The sequence below is a fragment of the Chryseobacterium gambrini genome, assembly GCF_027920505.1.
Taxonomy (GTDB): Bacteria; Bacteroidota; Bacteroidia; order Flavobacteriales; family Weeksellaceae; genus Chryseobacterium; species Chryseobacterium gambrini.
In genome coordinates this window covers 2,612,666-2,638,126 of record NZ_CP115857.1, presented here as the reverse complement: position 1 = coordinate 2,638,126, position 25,461 = coordinate 2,612,666, and the positions used below count along the sequence as shown (strand labels likewise).

General features: G+C 37.0%; 26 protein-coding genes. 18 read left to right on the top strand and 8 right to left on the bottom strand.

The features are described 5' to 3' along the window. Positions 1-54 precede the first annotated feature (54 nt). Positions 55-2,166 (top strand): prolyl oligopeptidase family serine peptidase, encoded by a 2,112-nt coding sequence (locus PFY09_RS11925; RefSeq protein ID WP_271159846.1) that lies wholly within the window; start codon positions 55-57, stop codon positions 2,164-2,166. Positions 2,167-2,272: 106 nt separating this feature from the next. Then, a complete protein-coding gene (locus PFY09_RS11920) occupies positions 2,273-5,239 on the top strand; it encodes a reprolysin-like metallopeptidase (RefSeq protein ID WP_271159845.1) in 2,967 nt (988 codons plus the stop codon). A gap of 88 nt (positions 5,240-5,327) precedes the next feature. Here the strand turns inward: PFY09_RS11920 and PFY09_RS11915 are convergent, their stop codons facing one another. Then, positions 5,328-5,591 (bottom strand): hypothetical protein, encoded by a 264-nt coding sequence (locus PFY09_RS11915; protein WP_271159844.1) that lies wholly within the window; start codon positions 5,589-5,591, stop codon positions 5,328-5,330. Between the two features lie 213 nt (positions 5,592-5,804). Here PFY09_RS11915 and scpA point away from each other — a divergent pair, with 213 nt between their 5' ends. Together scpA and PFY09_RS11905 are read left to right on the top strand one after the other, a co-directional pair. Beyond that, positions 5,805-7,922: a methylmalonyl-CoA mutase gene (scpA, locus tag PFY09_RS11910; RefSeq protein WP_271159843.1), complete on the top strand. Its 2,118-nt coding sequence runs from the start codon at positions 5,805-5,807 to the stop codon at positions 7,920-7,922. Positions 7,923-7,988: 66 nt separating this feature from the next. After that, positions 7,989-8,489 carry a hypothetical protein gene (locus tag PFY09_RS11905; protein ID WP_108411463.1) on the top strand — a complete coding sequence of 167 codons (501 nt, stop codon included), beginning with the start codon at positions 7,989-7,991 and terminating at the stop codon, positions 8,487-8,489. 80 nt (positions 8,490-8,569) lie between these two features. On the opposite strand, the gene PFY09_RS11900 is transcribed toward PFY09_RS11905, so the two are convergent. Next, positions 8,570-9,520, bottom strand: a complete 951-nt coding sequence (locus PFY09_RS11900; RefSeq protein ID WP_256040990.1) for a fasciclin domain-containing protein — start codon at positions 9,518-9,520, stop codon at positions 8,570-8,572. Between the two features lie 700 nt (positions 9,521-10,220). Between PFY09_RS11900 and PFY09_RS11895 the strand changes: the two genes are divergently transcribed. The 11 genes from PFY09_RS11895 to PFY09_RS11845 all read left to right on the top strand — a co-directional run bounded on the left by PFY09_RS11895 (position 10,221) and on the right by PFY09_RS11845 (position 19,107). Then, positions 10,221-10,970: a hypothetical protein gene (locus PFY09_RS11895; RefSeq protein WP_271159842.1), complete on the top strand. Its 750-nt coding sequence runs from the start codon at positions 10,221-10,223 to the stop codon at positions 10,968-10,970. 11 nt (positions 10,971-10,981) lie between these two features. Further along, a complete protein-coding gene (locus PFY09_RS11890) occupies positions 10,982-12,373 on the top strand; it encodes an RtcB family protein (RefSeq protein ID WP_271159841.1) in 1,392 nt (463 codons plus the stop codon). An 84-nt stretch (positions 12,374-12,457) separates the two neighbouring features. After that, positions 12,458-13,003: a nucleotidyltransferase family protein gene (locus tag PFY09_RS11885; protein WP_271159840.1), complete on the top strand. Its 546-nt coding sequence runs from the start codon at positions 12,458-12,460 to the stop codon at positions 13,001-13,003. A 6-nt stretch (positions 13,004-13,009) separates the two neighbouring features. Then, positions 13,010-13,708, top strand: coding sequence for a hypothetical protein (locus PFY09_RS11880; protein ID WP_271159839.1), 699 nt, complete (start codon positions 13,010-13,012; stop codon positions 13,706-13,708). Continuing rightward, the gene (locus PFY09_RS11875; RefSeq protein WP_271159838.1) at positions 13,635-14,033 is read left to right on the top strand and encodes a hypothetical protein; all 399 of its coding nucleotides are present in this window, start codon (positions 13,635-13,637) and stop codon (positions 14,031-14,033) included. Before PFY09_RS11880 ends, PFY09_RS11875 begins: the two co-directional genes overlap by 74 nt. Positions 14,034-14,201: 168 nt before the next feature. Then, the gene (gene prfH / locus PFY09_RS11870) at positions 14,202-14,900 is read left to right on the top strand and encodes a peptide chain release factor H (protein ID WP_271159837.1); all 699 of its coding nucleotides are present in this window, start codon (positions 14,202-14,204) and stop codon (positions 14,898-14,900) included. Next, positions 14,887-15,402, top strand: coding sequence for a tetratricopeptide repeat protein (locus tag PFY09_RS11865; RefSeq protein ID WP_271159836.1), 516 nt, complete (start codon positions 14,887-14,889; stop codon positions 15,400-15,402). Before prfH ends, PFY09_RS11865 begins: the two co-directional genes overlap by 14 nt. A 75-nt stretch (positions 15,403-15,477) precedes the next feature. Next, positions 15,478-16,824, top strand: coding sequence for a M36 family metallopeptidase (locus PFY09_RS11860; protein WP_271159835.1), 1,347 nt, complete (start codon positions 15,478-15,480; stop codon positions 16,822-16,824). Between the two features lie 45 nt (positions 16,825-16,869). Continuing rightward, positions 16,870-18,051, top strand: coding sequence for a M36 family metallopeptidase (locus PFY09_RS11855; protein ID WP_271162347.1), 1,182 nt, complete (start codon positions 16,870-16,872; stop codon positions 18,049-18,051). Positions 18,052-18,114: 63 nt separating this feature from the next. Beyond that, positions 18,115-18,294, top strand: coding sequence for a hypothetical protein (locus tag PFY09_RS11850; RefSeq protein WP_271159834.1), 180 nt, complete (start codon positions 18,115-18,117; stop codon positions 18,292-18,294). A gap of 69 nt (positions 18,295-18,363) precedes the next feature. Further along, positions 18,364-19,107: an enolase C-terminal domain-like protein gene (locus PFY09_RS11845; RefSeq protein WP_271159833.1), complete on the top strand. Its 744-nt coding sequence runs from the start codon at positions 18,364-18,366 to the stop codon at positions 19,105-19,107. A 103-nt stretch (positions 19,108-19,210) separates the two neighbouring features. Here PFY09_RS11845 and PFY09_RS11840 read toward each other — a convergent pair whose 3' ends face one another. Then, entirely contained in the window at positions 19,211-19,501 is a 291-nt protein-coding gene (locus PFY09_RS11840) for a cytochrome C (RefSeq protein WP_108410141.1), read from the bottom strand. 21 nt (positions 19,502-19,522) lie between these two features. Beyond that, positions 19,523-19,813, bottom strand: coding sequence for a c-type cytochrome (locus PFY09_RS11835; protein ID WP_076394116.1), 291 nt, complete (start codon positions 19,811-19,813; stop codon positions 19,523-19,525). 481 nt (positions 19,814-20,294) lie between these two features. Between PFY09_RS11835 and meaB the strand changes: the two genes are divergently transcribed. Continuing rightward, positions 20,295-21,278: a methylmalonyl Co-A mutase-associated GTPase MeaB gene (gene meaB / locus PFY09_RS11830; RefSeq protein ID WP_271159832.1), complete on the top strand. Its 984-nt coding sequence runs from the start codon at positions 20,295-20,297 to the stop codon at positions 21,276-21,278. Positions 21,279-21,284: 6 nt separating this feature from the next. Here meaB and PFY09_RS11825 read toward each other — a convergent pair whose 3' ends face one another. After that, positions 21,285-21,830, bottom strand: coding sequence for a DUF4251 domain-containing protein (locus PFY09_RS11825; RefSeq protein WP_271159831.1), 546 nt, complete (start codon positions 21,828-21,830; stop codon positions 21,285-21,287). A gap of 106 nt (positions 21,831-21,936) precedes the next feature. Between PFY09_RS11825 and PFY09_RS11820 the strand changes: the two genes are divergently transcribed. Beyond that, positions 21,937-22,743, top strand: coding sequence for a M48 family metallopeptidase (locus PFY09_RS11820; protein WP_108410138.1), 807 nt, complete (start codon positions 21,937-21,939; stop codon positions 22,741-22,743). Positions 22,744-22,832: 89 nt separating this feature from the next. Beyond that, entirely contained in the window at positions 22,833-23,150 is a 318-nt protein-coding gene (locus tag PFY09_RS11815) for a hypothetical protein (RefSeq protein ID WP_076393815.1), read from the top strand. 39 nt (positions 23,151-23,189) lie between these two features. Here PFY09_RS11815 and PFY09_RS11810 read toward each other — a convergent pair whose 3' ends face one another. Genes PFY09_RS11810 through PFY09_RS11800 form a run of 3 tightly spaced genes read right to left on the bottom strand, consistent with a single transcriptional unit; the run spans position 23,190 to position 25,358 of the window. After that, positions 23,190-23,807 (bottom strand): outer membrane beta-barrel protein, encoded by a 618-nt coding sequence (locus PFY09_RS11810; protein ID WP_076393814.1) that lies wholly within the window; start codon positions 23,805-23,807, stop codon positions 23,190-23,192. After that, positions 23,791-24,606 (bottom strand): ABC transporter ATP-binding protein, encoded by an 816-nt coding sequence (locus PFY09_RS11805; RefSeq protein ID WP_076393813.1) that lies wholly within the window; start codon positions 24,604-24,606, stop codon positions 23,791-23,793. The genes PFY09_RS11810 and PFY09_RS11805 overlap by 17 nt, the downstream gene beginning before the upstream one ends. Further along, entirely contained in the window at positions 24,606-25,358 is a 753-nt protein-coding gene (locus PFY09_RS11800) for an MlaE family ABC transporter permease (protein WP_076393812.1), read from the bottom strand. Before PFY09_RS11800 ends, PFY09_RS11805 begins: the two co-directional genes overlap by 1 nt. Positions 25,359-25,461: the final 103 nt, after the last annotated feature.

The following is a 25,461-nucleotide window of genomic DNA, read 5'->3' as shown; positions in this document are numbered from 1 at the left end:
AGACGGTTTTTTTTATTCAAAACAGATTCCTTACTTTTGGAAAAATAGCTTAATATGAAATTCACACCCATTTTATTAACAGCCGGAGTTCTTTTTTCGGCAACATTTTATTCACAAAAAATGAATTATCCAAAAGCAGTAAAAGGAAACCAAACCGATACGTATTTCGGAACTGCCGTTGCAGATCCCTTCCGTGATTTGGAAAATGATTCGGAAGCCACCAGAAAGTGGGTAGATGATGAGGTAAAACACAGTCAGGATTACCTTTCGAAAATTCCCTTCAGAGATGAAATTAAAAACCAGTTGAGAGACATCTGGAATTATGAAAAGATTTCGGCTCCTTTCAAAGAAGGTGAGTATACCTATTATTATAAAAATGACGGATTGCAGGCGCAGTCGGTATTATACAGAATCAACAACAAAACAAAAGCAACCGAAGTTTTTCTGGATCCGAATAAATTTTCAGAAAAAGGAACCACTTCACTTTCACAGCTTTCTTTCAACAAAAAAGGAAATCTGGCTGCGTATTCTATTTCGGAAGGAGGAAGCGACTGGAACAAAATCATTATTATCGATGCAATTACAAAAAAGCAGATTGATGAAACTTTGGTTGATGTAAAATTCAGCGGAATTTCATGGCAGGGTGATGAAGGTTTCTATTATTCAAGCTATGACAAACCAAAAGAAGGAACGGTACTTTCGGGAATGACGGATAAACACAAAGTGTATTTTCATAAACTGGGAACCAAACAATCCGATGATCAGTTGATTTTTGGCGGAGAAAAAACACCGAGAAGATATTTAGGAGCGGGAGTTTCCGAAGATCAAAGATATCTGATTATTTCCGCAGCCAACGCAACCAACGGAAATGAACTGTATATTAAAGATCTGAAAAACGGCGGCGATTTTGTTCAGATTAATAAAGGTTTTGATATCAATGTAAGCATTGTTGATACGCAGGGCGATGATCTTTATATTTTTACGGATAAAGATGCTCCGAATATGCGTCTGGTAAAAACTTCCATCAAAAATCCGGCTTCTGAAACATGGAAAGATGTTATTCCTCAGACCGAAAATGTTTTAGGAATTACAACAGGAGGAGGATATTTCTTCGCAACTTACATGATTGATGCCATTGATCAGGTAAAACAGTACGACAGAACTGGAAAACTGATCCGTGAAATTTCCCTTCCCGGAAAAGGAAATGTTTCCGGATTTGGAGGCAAGGAAACAGAAAAAGAGCTGTATTTTTCATTTACAAATTACATCACTCCCGGAACGACGTATAAATTTAATGCTGATTCAGGAAAATCAGAAGTGTATCAGAAGCCAAAAGTGAAATTCAATCCGGAAGATTATGTTTCAGAACAGGTTTTCTACACTTCAAAAGACGGAACTAAAATTCCGATGATGATCAATTACAAAAAAGGAACAAAACTTAACGGTAAAAATCCTACGATCCTTTATTCTTATGGAGGATTCAACATCAGCTTACAGCCCGCTTTCTCTGTTGTAAATGCAATCTGGATGGAAAACGGCGGAATCTATGCCGTTCCGAACATTCGCGGTGGCGGAGAATACGGTAAAAAATGGCATGATGCAGGAACGAAGATGCAGAAGAAAAATGTTTTTGAAGATTTCATCGCAGCAGGAGAATATTTACAGAGTAAAGGCTATACTTCCAAACAGTTCATGGCACTTTCAGGAAGATCAAACGGCGGTTTGCTGGTAGGAGCTACCATGACGATGCGTCCGGATTTAGCCAAAGTTGCCTTTCCGGGAGTGGGAGTTTTGGATATGTTGAGGTATAATAAATTTACCGCAGGAGCAGGCTGGTCTTACGATTACGGAACTGCGGAAGACAACAAGGAAATGTTTGACTATTTAAAATCTTATTCTCCGGTTCATAATGTAAAAGCAGGAACGTGTTATCCATCAACCATGATTATTACCAGTGATCATGATGACAGGGTAGTTCCGGCACATTCTTTTAAATTTGGTGCAGAATTACAGGAAAAACAGGCTTGTAACAACCCGATTTTACTAAGAATTGAGAAAAACGCAGGTCATGGAGCCGGAAGATCTACGGAACAGGTGATCGGAGAAAACGCAGATCTGATTTCTTTTGCGTTGTATGAAGTTGGGGTTAAAAACCTGAAAAAATAATCAAAAAGTTAAAAATGGCTGATATATTAAATGTTAGCCATTTTTTTTGTAATTTTCCACTCAAATTATATTTGTTTAGAATATTTAAAAATATTAATTGGCTATTATGAAAAAAAGAATTTTACTGGTTTGTGCTTTAGCGGGTATTGCTACCTCTGCTTATGCACAGAGATGGGAGCCGTCTTCTCAGAAAGTTTCTGAAATTAGAAAAGAAGTGGAGGTGAAGTATGCTTATAGGGTAGACTTAACATCACTCAGAGACCTTTTGAAAGATGCTGTGGAAACAGGAAACGGAGCAAAGCCTGTTATTATTTCTTTACCGACTGTAGAGGGTAAAGTTGAAAAGTTTGCGGTATATAGCAATCCTGTTATGGAAAAATCTATGGCAGATACCTACGGACTTGGATCTTACGTAGGTGTAGGAGTGGATGATCCTTCAAAATACCTTAGATTCAGTACATCGCCTACTGAAATACAGACAATGATTATTAAAGATGGTGTATTTCAGTTTATAGAACCTATTACTAAGGATAAAAAAACATACGGCGTTTTTTATAAATCCAAGAGAACACAGAGCGACCAAGGGTTTGAATGTGGTACAGAAGAAAAAAACATCAAGGATATTAAATCTCTTTTAGAAAACGGAAAAAAAAATCTTTCTAGTGTAGGAATTACAAACAGACCTTCTATTACAAAATACAGAACGTATCGTTTGGCGCTTTCTACAACGGGAGAATATACAAAACTGTTTGATCCTTCAGGAGGAATTACAAATACAGTAACCCAAATGAATGCAACAATGACCCGTGTGAATGGTGTTTTCGAAAAAGAATTTGGTATAAAATTACTTGTCCAGAATTTACCGGGAATTATTTATACAGATCCAACGACAGATCCTTATACCGGTAATTTAAATTTAAATTTACAGCAAACCCTAACTTCTCAAGTTGGGAATGCAAATTATGACATCGGTCACGTTTTCAATGCGGCAGGAGGAAATGGAAATGCTGGATGTATAGGATGTATTTGTACAAATCCTGCAACAAGCACTACTTTAGCAAAAGGATCAGCATTCACTCAAAATACAAATCCTGTAGGAGATACATTTGATATCGATTATGTTGCACACGAAATGGGGCATCAGCTTGGAGGAAACCATACGTTTTCTAATATTACAGAAGGAACGGCTGTAAATGTTGAACCCGGAGGAGGAACAACTATTATGGCATATGCGGGAATTACTCCAGATAACGTTCAATTGAATTCTGATGCGTATTTTCACTATTCATCAATTGATCAGATTCTAACAAATCTTGATAGCAAAAGTGCTTGTGGTACGGAACAGACGATCACTACAAACACCGCTCCGGTTATTGCACCTCTTACAGCTTACACCATTCCTAAAGGAACAGCTTATTATTTGGAAGCTTCAGCTACTGATGCACAGAATGATGTGTTTAAATACAATTGGGAGCAGTATGATACTGTAGGAACAACCAATTCTATTTCCGGAGACAGCGGATGGGGCTTTAATCCTGTAGGAGCGTTAACAAGATCATACTTTGGAACAACAGGCGGAAGAAGATATTTTCCTAAATTATCAACGGTAATGGCGGGTAATTTAACAAATAAAACTGATTGGGAAACAGTATCTTATATTCCCCGAGTTTTAAAGTACGCAGTTACTGTAAGAGACGAAAACCCGGTAAGACCAATGGTTTCTTCTTCAGAAACAACAGTTACAGTGGGTAACGACGGACCATTTAAATTTAATGGAATTACTGATGCTACAGTACTTTACAACAACGCTTCAAATACAATCTTGTGGGATGCGGTAAATACAAATGCTGCACCATATAATGTAACAAATGTAAAGATAGATTATACAACGGATAATGGAACTACATGGACGGACTTAGTTGCATCAACACCAAATACAGGAAGTTATACAGGGCAAATGCCTGCTAGTTTAACTGGTGCTGTTAAATTAAGAATTTCCGCAATTGGAAATGTATTCTATGCGGTTTCTCCACAAATTACAGTGGCGGCTGCGCCGACTTCTACTACAAATGCGCCTACAGGTTTGAAAACAAGAGATCTTGATGTACTGAGAACATCGGCTATTGTAGGATGGAATGCAGTACCCGGAGCAACATATTCAGTAAATTACAGAAAAGTAGGAGATACAAACTGGACGACAGCTTCAAGCAGTGTTAATTCAGTTTCTTTGACTGGACTTGAGGATGAAACCAGCTATGAAGTAAGAGTTGCCGCAGTGGTAAATACTGTTCCCGGGACTTTCTCAGGAGTTTACACTTTTAAAACAAAAGCTCTTAGAACAGGATATGATTATTGTGTCCTGAACAGTCCGCTTCCTTATTTTGGAGCAATAGGGCGTGTTCAGTTGGCGAATGTCAATTATGTAGATGCTACTTTCAGATCTTATAAAGATATTACTGAGGTTCCTGCCAATGTAATTAATCTTGTGAAAGGAACAGCATATTCTGTAGCAGTATATGGTTTGTCTACTTCAGATTATGTTAGTAATCCGATGGGACTAAATGTCTGGATCGATTATAACAGAAATGGTGTATTCGAAGCTTCAGAAAAGGTTCTTTCAAATAGTGGCACGCCTAATGCTTCCGGTGTAAGAGCGGTTTCTGCTAGCTTTACAGTTCCTACAACTGCTTATTCAGGAGATAAAACGACTTTAATGAGAGTTGCGGGTAATTTTAATACGCCTCTTACTTCAGCTTGTGGTTCTGTAAGTCCAGCAGGAGGAACAATGGACTTCAGAGTGAAGATTACAGATACAGTTCTTGCTACGGATGAAGTTAAAAATAATGCAGAATCCGATATCTCTATATATCCGAATCCGGCAGAAGACTTTGTTGGGGTGAAGAATATCAAAGGTAAAGCAGATTATAAAATCTACAGTGCCGATGGAAGATTGGTACTTCAGGGAGATCTTAGCAATCAGATTATTAATGTATCCAGTTTAGTAAAAGGGGTGTATGTAATTGCGATTAAAAATGGGGAGAAATCTTACAGTACTAAGTTAATCAAGAAGTAATATTCTTAACATAAATTCAAAATAGTCCGGATAAACTTTATCCGGATTATTTTTTTATCTGACATTCCCGAAAATGTAAAAAAGTGTATTAAATAATATAGAATCTAATGAAAACCATACTTCTGTATATCTCAATATGGTTTACAGGTATAAAAATAGAACTTACAGGCGCTAAAATACTTCTTTCAGTTGCAAGAATGTAATTTACAGTAGGAAGAATATAACTTACAGACGAGAGAATATAAAATACAGGCGCAAGAATATAACTTACAGGCGCTAAAATATTACTTTCAGTTGCAAGAATGTAATTTACAATTGGAAGAATATATCGTACAGATATGAAAACCGCCATTGCAGAAGGGAAATGTTTTTCCCCTTCATTAAATTTCAGAAGAAGGTTTTAGCAGTTATTTGTAGTTTGTACTTATTTCTTTAATTGATATTAAAAAATTATGATTAGTGAGTACGTAAAAATCGATTTTACAGTTTTGCAGTTTCGCTTTTTTTATTTAAAAAATATTCCCTCAAAAATGTGTAATTTTAGCCATCTATTAAATCTGAAATTATGAGAAGGGCAGTTCAGAATAAAACTCCTCAATTCACTATTACCGAAAAGAAAACAGAGGTCTATCCTTTTGAGAAAGACGGCTTACAGTTAAAATCTTCTTATACGGCAGAAGACGTTAAAAACCAGGAATTAACGCAGACTTCTCCGGGGATTGCTCCTTATTTAAGAGGTCCGTATTCCACGATGTACGTTCAGAAACCATGGACGATCCGTCAGTATGCGGGTTTTTCCACGGCAGAAGAATCCAATGCTTTTTACAGAAGAAATCTGGCGGCGGGACAAAAAGGTCTTTCCGTTGCCTTCGATCTGGCGACACACAGAGGATATGATTCCGATCACGCGAGAGTTGTGGGCGATGTTGGAAAAGCGGGAGTAGCGATTGATTCTGTAGAGGATATGAAGATTTTATTCAATGAAATTCCTTTGGATCAGATCTCGGTTTCCATGACGATGAACGGAGCCGTTCTGCCGATTCTTTCCTTCTATATTGTGGCGGCAGAGGAGCAGGGCGTTTCTCAGGATTTGCTTTCAGGAACCATCCAGAATGATATTTTGAAGGAATTCATGGTGAGAAATACCTACATTTATCCACCTGCACCTTCCATGAAGATCATTGCAGATATTTTCGAATATACTTCTCAGAATATTCCGAAGTTTAATTCCATCTCAATTTCCGGTTATCATATGCAGGAAGCCGGAGCCACTCCGGTTCTGGAAATGGCTTATACACTTGCAGATGGTTTAGAATACGTAAGAACCGGAATAAAAGCAGGAATGAATGTTGATGATTTTGCACCGAGACTCTCATTTTTTTGGGCAATCGGGATGAATCACTTCATGGAAATTGCAAAGATGAGAGCGGCAAGATATATCTGGGCTGAATTATTAAAGCAGTTTAACCCCCAGAATCCGAAATCTTTAGCTTTAAGAACCCACTCACAGACTTCAGGATGGTCTTTAACGGAACAGGAACCTTTCAATAATATTACCAGAACCGCGATTGAAGCATTATCTTCTGCACTGGGCGGAACGCAGTCTCTTCATACCAATGCTTTGGACGAAGCCATTGCGCTTCCTACAGATTATTCAGCAAAAATTGCAAGAAATACACAGATTATTCTTCAGCAGGAAAGCGGAATCTGCGATGTCGTAGATCCGATGGGCGGAAGTAATTTAGTGGAAAGTCTTACGCAGCAGATGATTGAAGAAGCGATGAAATACATCGATGAGGTAGAGCAGGAAGGCGGAATGACGAAAGCCATTGAAGCCGGAATTCCAAAGATGAGGATTGAAGAAGCGGCAGCGAGAAAACAGGCAAAAATTGATAGCGGGGAAGAATTTATCATCGGGGTTAATTCTTTCAGATCAGAATTAAAGCAGGATGCTATTGAAATTTTAGACATCGACAATACGGAAGTCCGCAGAAAGCAGATCGAAAGATTAAATAAAATAAAGGCAGAAAGAAATTCCGAAGCGGTACATCAGATTTTAAATGAGATTCGTGAAAGTGCCAAATCAGGAAAAGGAAATCTTTTAGCCTTATGTATTGAAGCGGCAAGAAGAAGAGTAACGCTGGGCGAAATGAGCGATGCGATGGAAGAAAGCTTCGGAAGATATAAAGCCAACATCAGAACAATTTCAGGAGTTTACGCCATGAACGCAGGTAAAAACGAATATTTTGAAAAAGCCTTACACCTTACTCAGAAATTTGAGGAGAAAGAAGGGCGCCGTCCACGATTAATGGTTGCCAAAATGGGACAGGACGGTCACGACAGAGGAGCAAAAGTCGTAGCAACAGCATTTGCAGATATGGGATTCGATGTGGATGTGGCACCATTATTCCAGACTCCGGAAGAAGTGGCAAAACAGGCGGTAGAAAATGACATTCATATTTTAGGAGTTTCTTCTTTGGCGGCAGGTCATAAAACTCTGGTTCCGCAGGTTGTCGAGGAACTTAAAAAACTTGGAGCAGACGATATTACCATTGTTGTAGGAGGGGTAATTCCGCAGCAGGATTACGAATTTCTCTATGCAAACGGAGCCGATTTCATTTTTGGTCCGGGAACCAACCTTCCTAAGTGTGCAGTAGATATTCTGGATAAATTTTTAAATTAAATTAACCTTTTGACCAGATAAGTTGCACAGCTTTTGTACTGTACTCCATAATCAAAACAAAATATTATGGCTTATACAGTAGTTTCCGTATTTCCTGTAACGGTAGATACAGAAGAAATTAAAAAAGATTTAAAAGAAAACGGCTTTGATGAAGCAAATATCATTATTTCCAGATCAAACCTTGAAAGCGGACTGTCTACCGACAATTATCAAGAAGATGAGCAGACCAAAGGATTTTTCGAATATACTTTTGCCCACGACGACGAAATGCTTAATGCTTACAGAAAGCACAGTATCGGAAAAAATAATGTGATCGTTTATGCCGATAATCTGGAACAGGCGGTTTCCGCAAATTCAGTGCTGAATAAGAACGGAGCTTTGCAGGTATACAGAAAACCTGCGGAAGAAAAAACAGATATTCCTGAAGGAATGACGGAAGAAGAGTATAACGGAATTATAGCAAAAGCAAGGCACAATATTTACTTCTTAGGATCAGAAAGAGTTTACCATTCGAACATCATTAAAGGAATGGACGATCCGATGGATGATCTGGGATCTAAAGATTAAATGTAAAAATTAAAAAATAAGATAGGCTGCTTCAGAAATGAGGCAGCCTATTTTGCTAAATATTATATGAAAAAAAACAATTAGGGTAGCAAAACTTTATCAATTGCATGGATAATTCCGTTGCTGCATTGTACGTCGGTTACAATAATATTAGAAACTCTGTTGTTGTTATCTGTAATCTTAGCACCGCCCGTTGTGGTAATCTTAAAACTTCCGCCCTGGAAAGTTGGAACCATCATATTGTTTGTAAGATTATTAGATCCTACATTGGCTCCGGTAACGACGTGGTATTTCAAAGTATTTTCCAAAGTCGTTTTTGGAATCGCTGCTAAATTAGCCGCTCCAATTTCAGTAAGAAGAGAAGAGAAAGCACTGTTGGTAGGTGCAAAAACCGTAAACGGAGAATTGGCAGTTCCACTTAAAATTCCAACAAAATTCGGCATATCACTTCTTGTAAGAGCAGAAACCAAAGACGTAAACTGAGGATTTGCCGTTGCATGAGTAACAATAGTTGGCAAACCGATTACCGCATCTACTTTGTGGATCACTCCGTTGTTGGCATCAATGTCTGTGGCAACAACATTCGATACCCCATTAATTTTTACACCGCCATTCGTATTGATAAACATACTGATCGGTCTTGTGGAAGAAGCAGATCCCATAGCAAGAGTAGAAACATAGCCGGTAGAAATTGCTGCTGCTTTTACTTCAGAATTCAAAACGTGGTTCATCAGCAAAGTTTTTAATGCCGCCGTAGGAACGTCATTAAGACTTGCATATCCGTTTGCCTGTAAAAAAGTTGCAAAAGCGGCATTTGTTGGGGCGAATAATGTAAAAGTTCCGCTTTGGTTAAGAGTTGCAGAAAGACCTGCTTTGTCGATGGCAGCTTTTAAACTGCTTAAATTACTGTCTGAAGAAACCAGTTCATACGTGGTCTTCTCAGTCATCATGTTGTCATCATTGTCGTCGCACGAGATAATGCACAGCATGGCGACTCCCGAAAATAGTAGAGGTTTAAAGAAATTTCTCATAATATTATTTGTTAAGATGTAAAATTTTGTAGGCAAATATTATACCTTTTTATTTATTTTAGTAAAATAAATTTTATTTTTTGTCATTTTAGCTCTCAAACCACAAACAGAGATTGATGAAAAAAGCAGTTTCTATGAAAAAAACATTACAGATTCGGTAAAAAACCGAAAAATAATTTTGATATTCAGAAAAATGTATATATTTGCAGCGTAAAATAAAGTTTAACCATTTAAAAACAACGAAGTAATGTTCATATCCAATCAGCTTTCAACAGTAGGATTGCCTTTTGCAAAGGCGAGGCTTCGTGGTTTGGTACACTCTTAGAATAACAGTAAAATGAAATATCAAAACCCGAAGTCGTAGAGATTTCGGGTTTTTTATTGCGCAATATTTCAAACTCAAACAGTTTCCCCGAAAAATCTTTTTAGTATTTAGGATTTCTTTCGAATTAGCAGATAATTTTTTATTTGAAGCTATTTCCAGCTTTCCGCTGTATCTTTTTTATTACGACCTGCGCTTCGCTCCGGTCGCAACAAAAAAGGATGCCGCTGCAATCTGGGCTAAAAAAAGGATCCTTATCATCATTTCGGCGTAAGAAAAATCTTACCGAGGAATGGTAAAAGTAAATTCAACTATAGTTTTAGTTGGAGATGGTTTAATGCAAAAAATGGTTCAGAAATTCTGAAATCCGGCAAACAAATGGAAAAAGATCATCTTCTGTATTCTCGAATAAGAAGTCTGAGAAGCAGAAAAAGAATTATAAAAAAAGATGTAGAAAAACAGATCAGAAAAAAATATAAACGTAAGAATGAGCTTTGGAAAATTAAAAGAGATATTCCTTGGATTCCTTTAGAAGAACCATATCAAAGAGGTTTTGTAAGATTTTTCGCCATAACGGAAGATGTAAAGCAAACGAAAGATGCAGAATTCTTTGAAGGCATTCTAAAAAAGATAAACACATTCATGTATTCGGAAGTTCGGCATTTTTTAAAAAAGAAAAAAAAGCTTGGTCGCAGAATATATGTAGAAAAAGACCAAAAATTAAAGTCTCTTTCTTCATATGAATGGAACAATCCAAAGATCCAATTGACTCAGCGGGAAAGACAATACTTTTTAAAAAGAAAAGAATATTGTCCTTTTCGTAAAATGTATTACGACTATTACGATTTTATCGAGCCATGGAGATTTATATTAAGAATAAAACCCAACATGATAACGCATTACAAACCAGTAAATGCAGAGCTGGAAAAAGAATATGCAGAATTAGAATATTATATAAAGCAATATAAAGTTCAGGGAATTATTCAGAAAAAATTTTATGGAAAGTCGAGTTCATGGAAAACAGAATATAAAACTGATCTTATAAAAAGTATAAGATATTTTCACTACAAAATGTCTGCAACTGAGATTGCAGAAAGTTTAGAGGACGACTACGTCCGAAAATTTTAAAACAAAAAACAATGGGAAATTTAAAACTTAAAGGAAAAGATATATTAAAATTAGGCTATCCGAATAACCAGAGTGTAAACATTGCGCTGGAAGTGATGAAAAGGAACTTTGCCACCAAAAACATCCATCACGTAAAATCTATTCTAAAAGATATTCTGGTGAATCCCGAAAACTTTGAAAAAGATTTAACCTTCGGACAGATTGCGGAAGCTTTGCTTTCATCCAAGAAAACCGAGAAAAGGATGCTCAATACACATCGGGCGACATTCAATATTTTCGGAAACAATATTTCAGATGAAGCAAAAAATCAGCTGTACACAGCATTGAAACTGCCTATTTCAACACAGGGAGCTTTAATGCCCGATGCGCACAGCGGGTACGGACTTCCGATCGGAGGCGTTCTCGCGGTAGAAAATGCCGTAATTCCTTACGGAGTCGGGATGGATATTGGCTGCAGAATGAGCCTCAGCATTTTGGATACGCCCATTTCATATCTTGAAGGCGCAAGAGATAAATACGAAAAAGCACTTGCTGAACATACCAAATTCGGAATGTACGAAACACACAAATCTCACGTCGACCACGAGATTTTCGACAGAGACACCTTCGATCTCATTCCGGTTTTGAGAAGATTAAAAGGAAAAGCCATCAAACAGATGGGAACTTCCGGCGGCGGAAACCACTTTGTGGAATTCGGAGAAGTGGAAATTACGGAAGAAGACCAACAGATCGGGCTTCCGAAAGGAAAATACCTCGGAATTCTTTCGCACAGCGGTTCGCGTGGATTGGGAGCCGAAATTGCCCAGTATTATTCCAGAGTTGCGGCAGAACAGTGTCCTTTACCAAAAGAAGCTCAACAATTTGCATGGCTGGATCTGAACACCCACCTCGGATTAGAATATTGGACCGCAATGAATCTTGCAGGAGATTACGCTTCTGCGTGTCATGACGATATTCACAGAAGACTGGTAAAAGCAGTCGGAGGAAGAGTAAAAGCAAAGATCGAAAACCATCACAATTTTGCATGGAAAGAAATCCACAACGGAAAAGAAGTAATCGTTCACCGAAAAGGAGCAACTCCGGCAAATGAAAACGAATTGGGAATGATTCCCGGTTCCATGACGGCAAAAGGATTTATCGTCCGTGGAAAAGGAAATCCGGATTCTCTGAATTCCGCTTCTCACGGAGCCGGAAGAGCCCATTCAAGAGGCGAATGCAGAAGCCTTTTTACTCAAAATGATATGAAAAAAGAATTAAAATTAAAGAATGTCACCTTAATAGGCGGAAATGCAGAAGAAGCACCGATGGCATACAAAGACATCAACGAAGTGATGAATGCACAAAGTGAACTGGTGGATATTCTGGGAACTTTCCAACCGAGAATTGTAAGGATGGACAGGTAAAATAGTTTATGGATTTTAGTTATTGGTTGATAGATTTTTAACCAGCAACTATCATGCTGTAACAATCAACAAAAAACAAAAGAAATGGGAGCACCTCATAATATAAAACGATACGGTGAAGTCTGGCCGGAATTCAGAATTAAGAGCGGACTGGAAATTTTAGAAAAATTAAAAGATAAAATTATTATTTCAGGAGGTTGGGCGTGGCATTTTATGTCTGAACCCGGGCATACGGAATACAAACACGCGCACGACCATAAGGATATTGATGTCTTTGTAAAAAAAGAAAACGTAGCAGAAGTAGTGATAATCCTTCAACAGGAAGGTTTTCAGAAAGTCTGGACAAGGTACGATCATCTTCAGAGCGAAGAGAATTTCCGAAGATATGAGAAAACAGTTGAGCTGGAAAACGGAAAATTCCACAGGATCACAATCGATTTCTTTGAAAGAAATGATCTTGAAACTGTTGAAGCTAACGGATTTACCGTCGTAAAGCCTGAAGTTTTGCTCACGTTCTACAGAAACATTCATTCCAGCGATAAATGTTGGGCAGTTATGGCTGCAAAAGATTTACTGGAGAAAAGGATTGATCCTATCGGTCATCCGAAATTAAGTGAAATGCCGAAATAAATTAAGATGGAAGACGAGATTAAAAAAGAAATATTCGAATTTATAAATCAGAATTTTTCTGATAACAGAAAATTATTAAGAGAAAAAGCAAACGAATTTTTGAAAAACCCTAATGTAACCAATTTGTTTTTAAATGAATTTAAAAAAATAAATATTGTCGTGCATTTTCAGTCTTTGTCTTCAGAAACTGATAAATTTTCGAAAGAAGAAATAGGAGACATTTCAGATGTCTGGAATTTTTATTTAAATGAAGATATCGATGAGGTAGATAAAAGTAAAGGTTATGAGGATTGGGATTTTGATACATATTTAGAATCAGGAAAACCTCTTCACTGTTGTAAGGTTTGGATTAATTGGTTTTTAAAGCTTTATTACATCCAAAACTTTGAAATAATTAGAAAAGGAGAAGATGAAACAGAGCGAGTTTTAATAATTGCTGATATTTATGAAAAAGAAAAATACAGTTCAATTTTAAAAATATTGAAACAAAACGGTTACGAAGAAGTTACAGATGAATTGGCTCTATTAAAAGCAGGGTCTATTTCTACAGATTGTAATGATGATCCGACTGTTTTTGATTGTCGTTTTCGGATATTATTCATCCCGCTCATTTTAGAAATAATTACACAAAATGAAAAAAATATACAAACAGGAACATTTCAGATATTACGAAAACCTTCTCGTAGTCTGTCCGGATTGCGGTGAAGATGCTGTCGTGGAAAATGAGCACAATTATAAACAGGCAGTTCTGAAATGCAGACATTGCGATTTACAGAAGAATGCATTAGATCTTGTGGTGTACAAAGCTTTTGTCAATCTTTACTGCCCGATTTGTGCACATCCCATTCGTTATGAGCAGGGCAACTTAAAAGAAAAGCCTAAAATCAGTAATATAAAATGCGATGAATGTGATTCTCAGTTTCAAATTCAGCCAAAAACTGAAAAGTATTTGAATTCTTTTCCCAAAGAAGAAGGTTTAATTCACGATCCTGTTTTCGGTTGTCCGTATTATTTTTCAGGCAGATTTTAAAGGGAAATTATTCTGGGCGAGAAACAGAGAGCATCTGTTGGAAATGGAGAATTATGTTTCATCAGATTTAAGAACAAGATTACCTTATAGAATGCGAATGGTAGAAAGATTACCGACATTTATTAAAGAAGCCAAAAACAGAGAGGCAATTTTAAAAATTTTACAAAAATGGAAAAACTCATACAAATAACCTCAGGAAGAGGACCTTTAGAATGCCAATGGGTGGTTGCAAAAGTTCTGAAATACTTTCTTCAAGAGGCAAAAGAGAACAATATAGATTACGAAATTATTCACCGTGAAAATGGCGATGAAAACCTTACTTTGAAATCGGTGACTTTGCTTTTACAATCAAAAAATCTCAATGAATTTTTAAGTACATGGTTAGGAAGCATTTGCTGGATTGGCAAAAGTACATTCCGGAAACTGCATAAAAGAAGCAATTGGTTTATCGGCATTTTTGAACTGGAGGGATTGGAGAAAATCAATTTTAATGAAAAAGATATTCAGTTTCAGACCACGAGAAGTCAGGGAAGCGGCGGACAAAATGTAAACAAAGTGAATACGGCGGTTCGCGCAACACACATTCCGACAGGACAAAGTGTTTTCGTTCAGGATTCGCGTTCGCAACTGGAGAATAAGAAACTTTCCATCACAAGATTAAAAGGAAAAGTATTGGAACAGAATATCATTCAGCTCCAGAAAAGAATGCAGGAAACATGGAACAATCATCTGAATGTTCAGCGCGGAAATCCGGTACGTACATTTTCCGGAACCGACTTTAAAAAGAATTATGAAGACAAATCGTTTAAAAAACAGAGAAGTCAGCTCAAAAACGAATTAAAAAACTACAAAAATGACCTTAACTAAAAATAAATACTATTTTGAGGCTTTAGACAATTATCCGTACAGTTTGCCGGAATGTCTGGAAGCATTGAACTATGCGTTGTCTTATGATCCTCAAGACGCAGACAGTCTTTGTCTGATGGGAAGAATATACAGCGAAATGTTATCAGATTATGAAAAAGGAAAGCTGTACTTTGAAGAAGCCATGCAGTGTGATGTTACCAACCTGAATGTTCCTCAATATTACATTAGCTGTCTTATTGATAACGAAGATTATCACGAAGCCGAAAAACTGATCGATTATTCTTTGAAAATCAAGGGAATTGATAAAGCAACCTTATGGTTTTACAGATCTTTACTTTCTGAAAAGCGCGGCAGTTTTGTGAATGCCCTGAAATTTTTAGATGAATCTGCAAAGTACTGTTTTACAGAATACAGTTTGAATGTGGTAAAGAATCGAAAGAAATTCATCAAATCGAAAATGCCGAAGAAAAAAAAGATGAAAAAAGAGAAGGAGACGAAATAAGCCTCCTTTTTTAACATAATATATTTTTTTGACAGCCATTCATAAAAAATCTTAGATTTGCTTAAAATCAGCCACATGAATAAAAATATATTTTATATACCACTCTCTGTAGCGGTGATGTTCGCTTACAGTACAGTAAATGCGCAAAATTCTAAATCACTGATTCAGGATTACTATAAAAAAAATGCGCAGCTTACTCAGAAAAATAATTTTGATAATAAGCTCGGATTTATTATTCTTAATGAAGACAATTCCAAAAGCCTTGGTGCAAATATTGTAAACGTACAGCAGACTTACAACGGTCTTCGTGTGTACAATGCTTTAGGTAAAGTTCTGATAAAAGATGAAAAAATTATCTCTGAAAAAAATGATTTCAAAAAAGAGATTGTTATCGGAAATCAGGGAAGTCCGAAGGAAAGAATTCCTGAAGAAACGTTAAAGCAAAATTTAAACTTGAAGGAAATTTCAAGAATAGAGTACTTACCCAATGTTTATTTTGAAAAGAATAATGTATTTGTACTGGCTAAAGAAATTTTTGTATCAGACAAGAAATCTTCAGATGTATGGCACGTAATTGCAGATGCTTCCACAGGAGAAATACTTACTAAAGACAATCTTACGGTAAGCTGTAATTTTGATCATAATGAAAGCCGTGAAGAGAACTCTTATTCGGAACCGGCAAAATTTACTACTGAAAGCTCAGATTCTCAGAAAACGACTTCATTATTAGTTCCGTCTAATGCCTCTTATAATGTTTTTCCTCTACCGGTAGAAGCTCCAAGTTTCGGATCGCGCGCTGTTTTAAATAATCCTTGGGATCTCACGGCGTCACCTGAAGGATGGCATTCTACAGGTACAGCAAGCTATACCAATACAAGAGGAAATAATGTGTACGCTTACTCCGATCAGGCAAATGCAAACACACCGGGATATTCTCCGGACGGCGGAGCTTCAAGAAATTTTGACTTCACATTCGCAGAAGGAAGATACATCAATCCGTTTACGCATAAAGATGCAGCCATTACCAATCTTTTTTACATGAACAATAAGGTTCATGATGTATTTTACAAGTTTGGGTTTACAGAGTCGGCAAGAAATTTTCAAACAAATAATTTTGGAAACGGAGGGATTAGCGGAGATGCAGTAAATGCAGAAGCATTCGACGGAAGCGGCTTGAATAACGCCAATTTCAATTCAGGATATGAAACGGTAATCAGCGGGACAACTTACCTTCTTGCGCCAAGAATGCAGATGTATCTTTGGTCAAGAGCACAGACAAGCGCAGATCCTATTTCACGGTATCAGTATAATTCTCCCTCTACGGTTGCAAGCCGTCCAAAAGTTTTAACCAGTGCCGCTTCTTTTGGGCCTTTGCTGTTCGAAGGTCAGTCCGTAACAGGAAATCTTGCTGTTTCTTCATAAGCGGATGCCTGTACACAACCTGCAGCAGGAAGTCTTACAGGAAAAATCGCGGTTGTAACCAGTACTACCTGCGAATACAGTCTTAAAGTTCTAAACGCTCAGAATGCAGGTGCAGTAGGCGTTATTGTTTACAGACCAAGTACAGATACTCCAACAACTATGGGAGCAGGAACCTATGGAAATCAGGTTACAATTCCTTCAATTAACATGGGGAAAACCGAAGGAGAATTTTTAGTAGCACAGATTTCGGGAGGAAATACAATAAACGCGACCTTAATTAATGATTTTAACGGATTTAAACATTCAAGTTTAGATAATGGAGTTGTTGCCCATGAATATGGTCACGGAATTTCCAACAGACTAACAGGACAGGGATACAGTTGCCTTTCTTCAACCAACTCTACCGAACAGATGGGAGAAGGCTGGTCAGATTATTTTGCCTTGATGCTTACGACCAGACCGGGAGATACATCTTCTCTGGCAAGAGGAATGGCAACCTATGTTGCGGAACAGGCAACAACAGGGAACGGAATCAGACCCGCAAAATATTCACCAGACTTTACAGTAAACGGTTACACATATAACAATACAAATTCTATGACAGATTCTCACTCGATAGGATTTGTATGGGCTTCCATGCTTTGGGATCTTACGTGGAAATATGTAGAAAAATATGGCTATAACAGTGATGTTTTAGCCAATCCGAATTCAGGAAATGCCAGAATTTTGCAATTGGTAATGGACGGGCTGAAACTTCAGGCCTGCAGTCCTACATTTATTGACGGAAGAGATGCCATTCTTCAGGCAGATCAGGTTAAAACAGGAGGAGCAGACAAATGTATGATCTGGAAAGCCTTTGCTAAAAGAGGTTTGGGAACAGGAGCTTCTGCCGGAAGCAAAACCGTAGGAACAGATCAGGTAGAAAGTCTTACCTATCCTGCAGAATGTGATATTGTACTGGCAACTCAGGAAGCCGGAAACGCAGAAACAAAATATGTCGTTTTTCCAAATCCTACCTATGATGAATTCTTTGTAGGAAATATTGATAAATCCAAGGAAGACGTTAAGGTAAAACTTTTCGATATGTCTGGAAAATTAGTGTTCTCCGATACGCGTGAAAATACTTCCAAAAAGGCATTTTCAACCAGAGGATTACAAAAAGGAGTTTATATGGTAAACATCAGACAGGGTGAAAAAACTCAGACAGAAAAACTGATTGTTAGATAAATTATTCAATCAAATAATTTTAAGAAGGAAGTCATTTAGGCTTCCTTTTTTGTACATTTAATAATGGAATTAAGATTTGAACGCAGACCGTTATATTTAAAAGAAACATTTTCAATTGCTTACGGGAACTATGATAAAAGAGAAGCTTTGCTCATAGAATTATCTCATCAGAATTGCAAAGGTTACGGAGAATGTGTGGCGATCGATTATTATCAGATTGATCTTCAGAGATTTGTTTTATAATTAAAAGAAATTCAGTCTCAGATTCAAAGCTGTACAATTATTCATCCTCAAGAATTTTTCAAGTATCTGTTGAATTTAAATCTGCATCCGTTTTTACTCTCTGCATTAGATTGCGCTTATTGGGATCTTTTCGGTAAACTGGAAAATAAAAGCTTTACTGAATTAAATAACCTTCCATCAGATCATTTAGTTGAAAGTTCCATCACCATTTCTGTCGGTGAAATCGATCATCAGATTGAAAAAATCGAAAAAAGTTCATGGAATAAATTCAAAGTGAAATGCAAAGGTTTAAATAAAAACAACGTTGAAAAATTATTAAAACTTAACAGACATATCGCTCTTGATTCCAATGCAAGTTTTACGGATGAAGATTGTATCTGGCTTCAGGAAAATGATGAGGTTCAGAAGTTTTCTTACCTGGAACAGCCAAGACCAATTGACGATTATGGAATTTTAGAAAAACAATCTTTTGCAAACTGGATGGCAGATGAAGATTGTCAGAATTTGGATTCATTAGACAAATTAATTCCCTACTATAAAAGCATCAACATCAAATTAATGAAATGTGGCGGATTAACCCCTGCTTTAGAAATGATCAGAAAAGCAAGAGCATTGAATTACAAAATCATGATCGGCTGTATGACGGAATCTACCGTGGGAATTTCAGCAGCCTGTAATTTAACAGGAATGGCAGATTACGCCGATTTAGACGGAGCTAATTTAATCTCAAATGATTATGCAGTAGGAAGTTTTGTGAAAAACGGAAAAATTATTTTATCTTCAGAATCAGGTTTGGGAATCATGATTAAATAAGTGAATAATGAATCGTCAATTCACTTTGTTAGTGAATTTTTAAAATCTTTGCAATTAGCATTTAACTCATAGTCGCAAAACAAAAATAGACTTCAAAAGAAGCCTATTTTTTGTTTGCTGAAATCAGATAATCATAAACCATTTGATGCTGATCTTCCGATAATTTCGCTTTCGGAGCCATTCTGCTTAATGTTTTTATCCAGCCCTGATCGTCGTGTTTTGCAGGATCCGGCAATTTGTGGCATCTGTTGCAGGAATTTTCAAAGATGGTTTTTCCCTGAGCCAATTGTTCGGATGAGGTGTATTTTGGCCCGGTTACGGCTACACTTTTTGGTCCGCACGATACGACGATGGTTGCAGAAGCTAACGTCATACCCAAAATCAGTTTTTTCATATTACTATTTTTTGTTGTGATTTATTTTTTTGCAGATACGATATAATCGTACACCCACTGATGCTGTTCATCGGTAAGTCTTGCTTTCGGAGCCATTGAATTCATAATTCCGACCCACTGAACAGAAGTATGGGAAGCCGGATCCGGTAATTTGTGACATCTTCCGCAAGAGTTTTCGAAAATTGTTTTTCCTTGTGCAATTTGTTCTGCTGTAGAAGTCGAAGCTACAGGAGCCGTTGCTGTTGAAGCTTTTGGAGTACAGGATGCCAGTAAAACGGCAGCAAATGATGCTACAGCGATAAGTTTTTTCATGTTTTTTAACTGTTTATTCAAACAAATGTAGCAAATTACCGTTTCCATTGATAAAATTGTACATAATTTAGAAGAAATAAAAATTACAACACCCGTCAGAAAGTTTGTTTTCAATGTCTAATTATTAATAATGAAATGAATAAAAAGTATTCGAAGAAATTCCCTTCCTCTGGAGGAGTGTCAAAAATTCGGAAGAATTTTTGACGGGGTGGTTAGAGTAAATTAAATTCTAAATATTTTATCTGAAGCTGTTTCCCGCTTTCCGTACTCGCTATTTTAGGGTTTCGGCGGCAGCGAAGCTGCCGCCGAAACCCTAAAATGAGCTCAGACAAATACTCAATCGGGGCTAGATCAGAGTTCAGTTACAATATTTCTGATGCATTGTAATGAAAGACAAACCTAAAAAAACTCAACTTAAAAATTTCGTAATCCAATAAATTCCCTCTTGACCATTCCCGTTTAATTGTCTATTTTTGAAACAATGAAATTTTCTACAGAAGAACTAATAGAAGGAATAAGATCGGGAAACAAACGCCTGATCGCAAAAGCCATTACATTAGTTGAAAGTAAAAAAGCCGAACACAGAATACAGGCAGAAGAACTCCTCAAACAGATCATGCCTTTTACCGGAAACTCAACCAGAGTAGGTGTGACGGGCGTTCCGGGAGCCGGAAAATCAACTTTCATTGAAAATTTCGGAAGACTTGCCATTGCCAATGGCAAAAAAGTGGCAGTTTTAGCCATTGATCCAAGTTCAGCCATCAATAAAGGAAGCATTTTGGGCGATAAAACCCGCATGGAAGAACTTGCCAAAGAAGAAAATGCATTTATACGACCTTCCCCGAGTTCCGGATTTCTGGGCGGAGTGGCAAACACAACTTTTGAAACCATGATGATCTGCGAAGCGGCAGGTTACGATTATATTTTAATAGAAACCGTTGGAGTAGGGCAATCTGAAGTTTTGGTTGCCGATATTACGGATGTTTTTTTATTCTTAAAAATCATTGGCGGCGGAGATGAACTTCAGGGCATCAAACGCGGAATTATGGAAATGGTGGATGTTATTTTCATCAATAAAGTCGATCAGGACAACCTTCAGAAAGCCAAAAATACAAGACTGGAATTAAAAAGAGCCTTAGATTTTATTCCGCCAAAAGAAAAAGACTGGAAAGTTCCTGTTTTACTAGGGTCTGCTTTAAGCAATGAAGGTCTGAACGATGTTTTTGAAAAAATTAATGATTTTATTAATCTTAAAAAGAAAACCAACCGTTTCGAAGAGGTAAGAATCCAACAGGCAGAAAAACGGTTTGAATATTGGGTTCAGGAATATATTCTGTCCATGATGAAAAAAAATAATTCCGTGGAAGAAGCATATCTTCTGCACAAAAAAAATGCTTCAGCCATGATTTCAAATCCAAGCACCGAAGCAAAACTATTTGTAGATAAATTTTTGTCTAAAGAATAATTTTAATTAAAGCTTTTCTTTCTCCTCTTCATTTTTCGTAATATATCCATCATACGAAATCGGCTGTCTGTCGTTGCTTCTGATAGAAGTAAAAGCCTTTCCGTTTTTGAAAACCTCCATATTGATTTCATCAACAGAACTTTGATCATTCACTTTAATTTTTACGATCCATTTTCCCTTTTTTCCCTGAGACTTCGTCACGGTAAAATCTTTTGAAGTAAATCTGTAACTGTTTTGGGTCGTATTTCCGTAAGTAGGATTAAAAACTCTTCCGAAATAAGGCAGTACAACCTCAAGCTTATCTTTTCTCAGATCAATAGAATAATTGCTTCCCGAAAGATCAAGAATTCTCGACGCTGTAGCGTTGGGAAGAGAACCCATCACATTAATAACGTCGTAATTGGTGGGCGTGGCTCTTTCTGCATGAAACGAGAAGTCTTCGGAATTCACAAGTGCTGTTACAGCGGAAGGATCCGTAGCGGTTTGAGAAGAGCAGTTTTGGAAGACCATCAGAAATCCAAAAACAAATATAATCGAAATATACTTTTTCATAATACTAAAATAATTGTTAAATTTATATAGCAAATTATATGCAAATATATTGTTTAAAATTATTTTGGAACAAAAATTGTAAAGGTTGAACGTATACACTCGCACTATGAAAATAAAACACATTTTTGGAATTGGAGCCGTTGCCCTGTCGGTTGCTGCTTGTACTACAAACCCAATTACGGGCAGATCTTCTCTGCAGCTGGCAAATAACTCAGAAATTATGACCATGTCTGCTCAGGAATACAAAACAACATTAGGAAAATCTAAAGTGATTTCCGGAACTGCAGATGCGAAAAAAGTGGTAAGTGTAGGTTCCAGAATAAAATCTGCTGCCGAAAGATATTATCAGCAAATCGGGCGTTCCGCAGATCTTGCGAACTACAATTGGGAATTTAATCTTCTTCAAAGCAACGAGCTCAATGCATGGTGTATGCCGGGCGGAAAAGTTGCCGTATATACAGGAATTTTACCGGTTACAAAAAATGAAAACGGTTTGGCTGTGGTAATGGGACACGAAGTTTCTCACGCTTTGGCGGGACACGGAAACGAAAGAATTTCTCAGGCTATGATTGCACAATATGGCGGACAGATTTTGGGAGGATCTATTTCTAATTCTCAGTGGGCAAGCGTTTTCCAGCAGGTTTATCCAATTGGATCTCAGGTTGCTTTATTGAAATACGGAAGAAATCAGGAGTCTGAGGCAGATCAGATGGGATTATATTTAATGGGAATGGCAGGTTACGATCCAAGAGAAGCAATTCCTTTCTGGAACAGAATGGAAGCTGCATCTACAGGAGCAAGACAGCCGGAATTCCTTTCCACTCACCCGAATCCTGAAACAAGAATCTCCGATATTAATAAAAATTTGCCTAAAGCTTTAGAATATTACAAGGCTGCAGGTGGAAAAATATAAATCATAAAGAATTTAATCTTGAGTAAAAGCCTTGTTGAATTTTAATAAATTTGATGGGGCTTTTTAATTAAACACTTAAACACAACACTATGAAAAATTTAACCATTATCGGGCTTGTACTCTTAGCCTTATCTATCCTGCTTTTTTATTTAACGTCTAATAATTTTACCATTAATGATCTTCAGATGTCTCATATTATGGGAATCTTAGGAGGGATTGGAATCGGCTTAATTATTGGTGGAATGGTAGGGTATGTAAGTAAAGGAAGTGCCATAAAAGCTGAGCAGAAAAGAAAAGAATTTAAGCAGTTGCAGAAAGATAAGGAAGATCTTGAACAGCAGGCTGCAGAAATTGCAAGACGTGAAGCAGAACTTCGCAGTCGTGAAAATCAAAATCCTCAAATCTAATGATCTGAGGATTTTTTTATCAGTTGTTATTTTCGCCGGTTAAAATTTATATCCCACACCTACCATAAACAAGTTAGGTCTGTTATCGTATCTGATTTCCTGACCGGAAACCTTATTAATAAAGTTTCTGGAATCTTTACTGAAAGCTCCTTCATATTTGGCATTGACAAGAAATTTTTTAATTTCAAGCTGTGCCCCGAATTGATAGCCTACTGTAAAATTATCCTTTGCATTTTCCTGAAAATCGTTAAAAGTATCTTCTTTGCTTAAATTATAACTTGCAACAGGACCTACATACACCCCTAAAAAGTCACCTAAAACTTTATGTCCGATTAATACAGGTAAGTCCAGACGGTTATTTTTAATATCAAAAGTGGTGTTGGATGCAGGATCTGTAAAATCACTTTTAAAAGTTGTATAATACAATTCCGGCATTAGAAAGAACGATGCAGGAAGATTCGCTTTTAAAGAAAGACCAATATTGAAGCCTACATTATTTTTACCTTCTCCTTCAATTGCCTGGTTTACGGTTCCTTTAATGTTTTTCCATGAAGGAGATCCCGTAGGAAAAATTAAATTTGCTTTTCCTGCAAGGGAAATTTGTGCAGAAGCAAACATAGAAAAACCTATTAATGCGATACTAAGTGCCTTTTTCATTATCTTCTATTTTTGTAATGGTATTATCAATAGTTTTATTATTCTCAAGCAGATATTCTCTCAGTTCTTTAAATAATTCTGATGAATAAACGAAATCAATAAGGTTTTTATTGCCCGCCGTAATCAGGACGTCTTTATTTCCTTCCCATTCTTTAATTCCAAGTCTCAGATAGACAATTTTTTCCCCAATCGTCATTACCGAATTCATATCGTGGGTATTGATGATCGTTGTTGTGTTATATTCCTTGGTAATTTCAAGCAAAAGATCATCGATGACGTTCGATGTATAAGGATCCAGTCCGGAATTTGGCTCATCACAGAAAAGATATTTCGGATTGTTGACAATAGCTCTTGCAATTGCCACACGTTTCTGCATCCCTCCCGAGATTTCAGAGGGGAATTTTCGGTTGGCTTTATCCAGATGTACTCTTCCGATAACATCAAAAACCCTTTTTTTCTTTTCTCTGAATGTTAAATTGGTAAACATATCCAGTGGAAACATAATATTTTCTTCCACCGTTAAAGAATCAAACAAAGCACTTCCCTGAAATACAGTCCCGATTTCTGAACGAAGATGCTGTTTTTCCTCACGCGTCATTACATTGATGTCTTTTCCGTCGAAAAGAATCTCTCCCGATGTCGGCTGATAAACATTCAGTAAACTTTTAAGGAAAACCGTTTTTCCGGAACCACTCTGCCCGATAATTAAATTTACCTTTCCTTTATCGAAAGTTGTTGAAATTCCTTTAAGTACTTCAACTTCATCAAAACTCTTTTTAAGATCTTTTACCTCAATCATCAGCTTAAAATTAATTGGGTTAATAATAATTCCGAAAGGATAATAAATACCATCGTCCAGACAACCGCCTGAGTACTCGCTCTACCTACTTCCAGAGAGCCTCCTTTTACATTATATCCGAAATAGGATGGAACTGTAGCAATAATAAAGGCAAAAACAATTGTTTTGGTAAATGCATAATAAATAAACAGATTAGGCATATACATCTGAATTCCCACAACATAATCATTGGTTGTCCAGTTTCCCGTTAAAATTCCAGCAACATAACCGCCCCCGATACCAAAAACAATACTGATGGCGATTAACAGAGGATTAAAAATAACACAGGCAATAATTTTAGGTAAAATAAGAAAGTTTGGGGAGTTTACTCCCATAATGTCCAGTGCGTCGATCTGCTCGGAAACCCTCATCGTTCCGATACTTGAAGCAATATAGGAACCTACTTTTCCGGCAAGGATCAAACTGATGATGGTTGGAGAAAACTCCAGAACTAATACTGCTTTCGTAGCATATCCTACAAATGATGGAGGAATAGGGAAATCGGAAGCATCAAAATTGTTGAACATCTGAATGGCAACAACAGCTCCCACGAATATTGAAGTAAAGATCACCAACCCGAAAGAGTTGACGCCCAAATCGTTGATTTCTCTCATGAACAGCTTCCAGAAAACCTTCATTTTCTGAGGCTTCTGAATAGATTTACCAAGAAGAAGAATGTATTCTCCGACTGCTGTAAAAAACTTTTTTAACATTCTGCTAAATTAGACTTTTTTTATTGAATTAAATTAAACTTGAGACTAAGACTGAAGCTCTGTTTTAATATTAAATTTAGTATATCATAATGTAGACCAAAAA

What these genes read in the sequence shown, in the direction of transcription:
- PFY09_RS11905 (WP_108411463.1), top strand. Translation starts at nt 7,989, where the DNA reads ATGGCTTATACAGTAGTTTCCGTATTTCCTGTAACGGTAGATACAGAA.
- PFY09_RS11810 (WP_076393814.1), bottom strand. Translation starts at nt 23,807, where the DNA reads ATGAAAAAGGCACTTAGTATCGCATTAATAGGTTTTTCTATGTTTGCT.
- PFY09_RS11820 (WP_108410138.1), top strand. Translation starts at nt 21,937, where the DNA reads ATGAAAATAAAACACATTTTTGGAATTGGAGCCGTTGCCCTGTCGGTT.
- PFY09_RS11900 (WP_256040990.1), bottom strand. Translation starts at nt 9,520, where the DNA reads ATGAGAAATTTCTTTAAACCTCTACTATTTTCGGGAGTCGCCATGCTG.
- meaB (WP_271159832.1), top strand. Translation starts at nt 20,295, where the DNA reads ATGAAATTTTCTACAGAAGAACTAATAGAAGGAATAAGATCGGGAAAC.
- PFY09_RS11885 (WP_271159840.1), top strand. Translation starts at nt 12,458, where the DNA reads ATGGGAGCACCTCATAATATAAAACGATACGGTGAAGTCTGGCCGGAA.
- PFY09_RS11880 (WP_271159839.1), top strand. Translation starts at nt 13,010, where the DNA reads ATGGAAGACGAGATTAAAAAAGAAATATTCGAATTTATAAATCAGAAT.
- PFY09_RS11815 (WP_076393815.1), top strand. Translation starts at nt 22,833, where the DNA reads ATGAAAAATTTAACCATTATCGGGCTTGTACTCTTAGCCTTATCTATC.
- PFY09_RS11800 (WP_076393812.1), bottom strand. Translation starts at nt 25,358, where the DNA reads ATGTTAAAAAAGTTTTTTACAGCAGTCGGAGAATACATTCTTCTTCTT.
- PFY09_RS11925 (WP_271159846.1), top strand. Translation starts at nt 55, where the DNA reads ATGAAATTCACACCCATTTTATTAACAGCCGGAGTTCTTTTTTCGGCA.
- PFY09_RS11850 (WP_271159834.1), top strand. Translation starts at nt 18,115, where the DNA reads ATGGAATTAAGATTTGAACGCAGACCGTTATATTTAAAAGAAACATTT.
- PFY09_RS11890 (WP_271159841.1), top strand. Translation starts at nt 10,982, where the DNA reads ATGGGAAATTTAAAACTTAAAGGAAAAGATATATTAAAATTAGGCTAT.
- PFY09_RS11825 (WP_271159831.1), bottom strand. Translation starts at nt 21,830, where the DNA reads ATGAAAAAGTATATTTCGATTATATTTGTTTTTGGATTTCTGATGGTC.
- prfH (WP_271159837.1), top strand. Translation starts at nt 14,202, where the DNA reads ATGGAAAAACTCATACAAATAACCTCAGGAAGAGGACCTTTAGAATGC.
- PFY09_RS11860 (WP_271159835.1), top strand. Translation starts at nt 15,478, where the DNA reads ATGAATAAAAATATATTTTATATACCACTCTCTGTAGCGGTGATGTTC.
- PFY09_RS11920 (WP_271159845.1), top strand. Translation starts at nt 2,273, where the DNA reads ATGAAAAAAAGAATTTTACTGGTTTGTGCTTTAGCGGGTATTGCTACC.
- PFY09_RS11835 (WP_076394116.1), bottom strand. Translation starts at nt 19,813, where the DNA reads ATGAAAAAACTTATCGCTGTAGCATCATTTGCTGCCGTTTTACTGGCA.
- PFY09_RS11840 (WP_108410141.1), bottom strand. Translation starts at nt 19,501, where the DNA reads ATGAAAAAACTGATTTTGGGTATGACGTTAGCTTCTGCAACCATCGTC.
- PFY09_RS11875 (WP_271159838.1), top strand. Translation starts at nt 13,635, where the DNA reads ATGAAAAAAATATACAAACAGGAACATTTCAGATATTACGAAAACCTT.
- PFY09_RS11805 (WP_076393813.1), bottom strand. Translation starts at nt 24,606, where the DNA reads ATGATTGAGGTAAAAGATCTTAAAAAGAGTTTTGATGAAGTTGAAGTA.
- PFY09_RS11895 (WP_271159842.1), top strand. Translation starts at nt 10,221, where the DNA reads ATGGAAAAAGATCATCTTCTGTATTCTCGAATAAGAAGTCTGAGAAGC.
- PFY09_RS11865 (WP_271159836.1), top strand. Translation starts at nt 14,887, where the DNA reads ATGACCTTAACTAAAAATAAATACTATTTTGAGGCTTTAGACAATTAT.
- scpA (WP_271159843.1), top strand. Translation starts at nt 5,805, where the DNA reads ATGAGAAGGGCAGTTCAGAATAAAACTCCTCAATTCACTATTACCGAA.
- PFY09_RS11915 (WP_271159844.1), bottom strand. Translation starts at nt 5,591, where the DNA reads ATGGCGGTTTTCATATCTGTACGATATATTCTTCCAATTGTAAATTAC.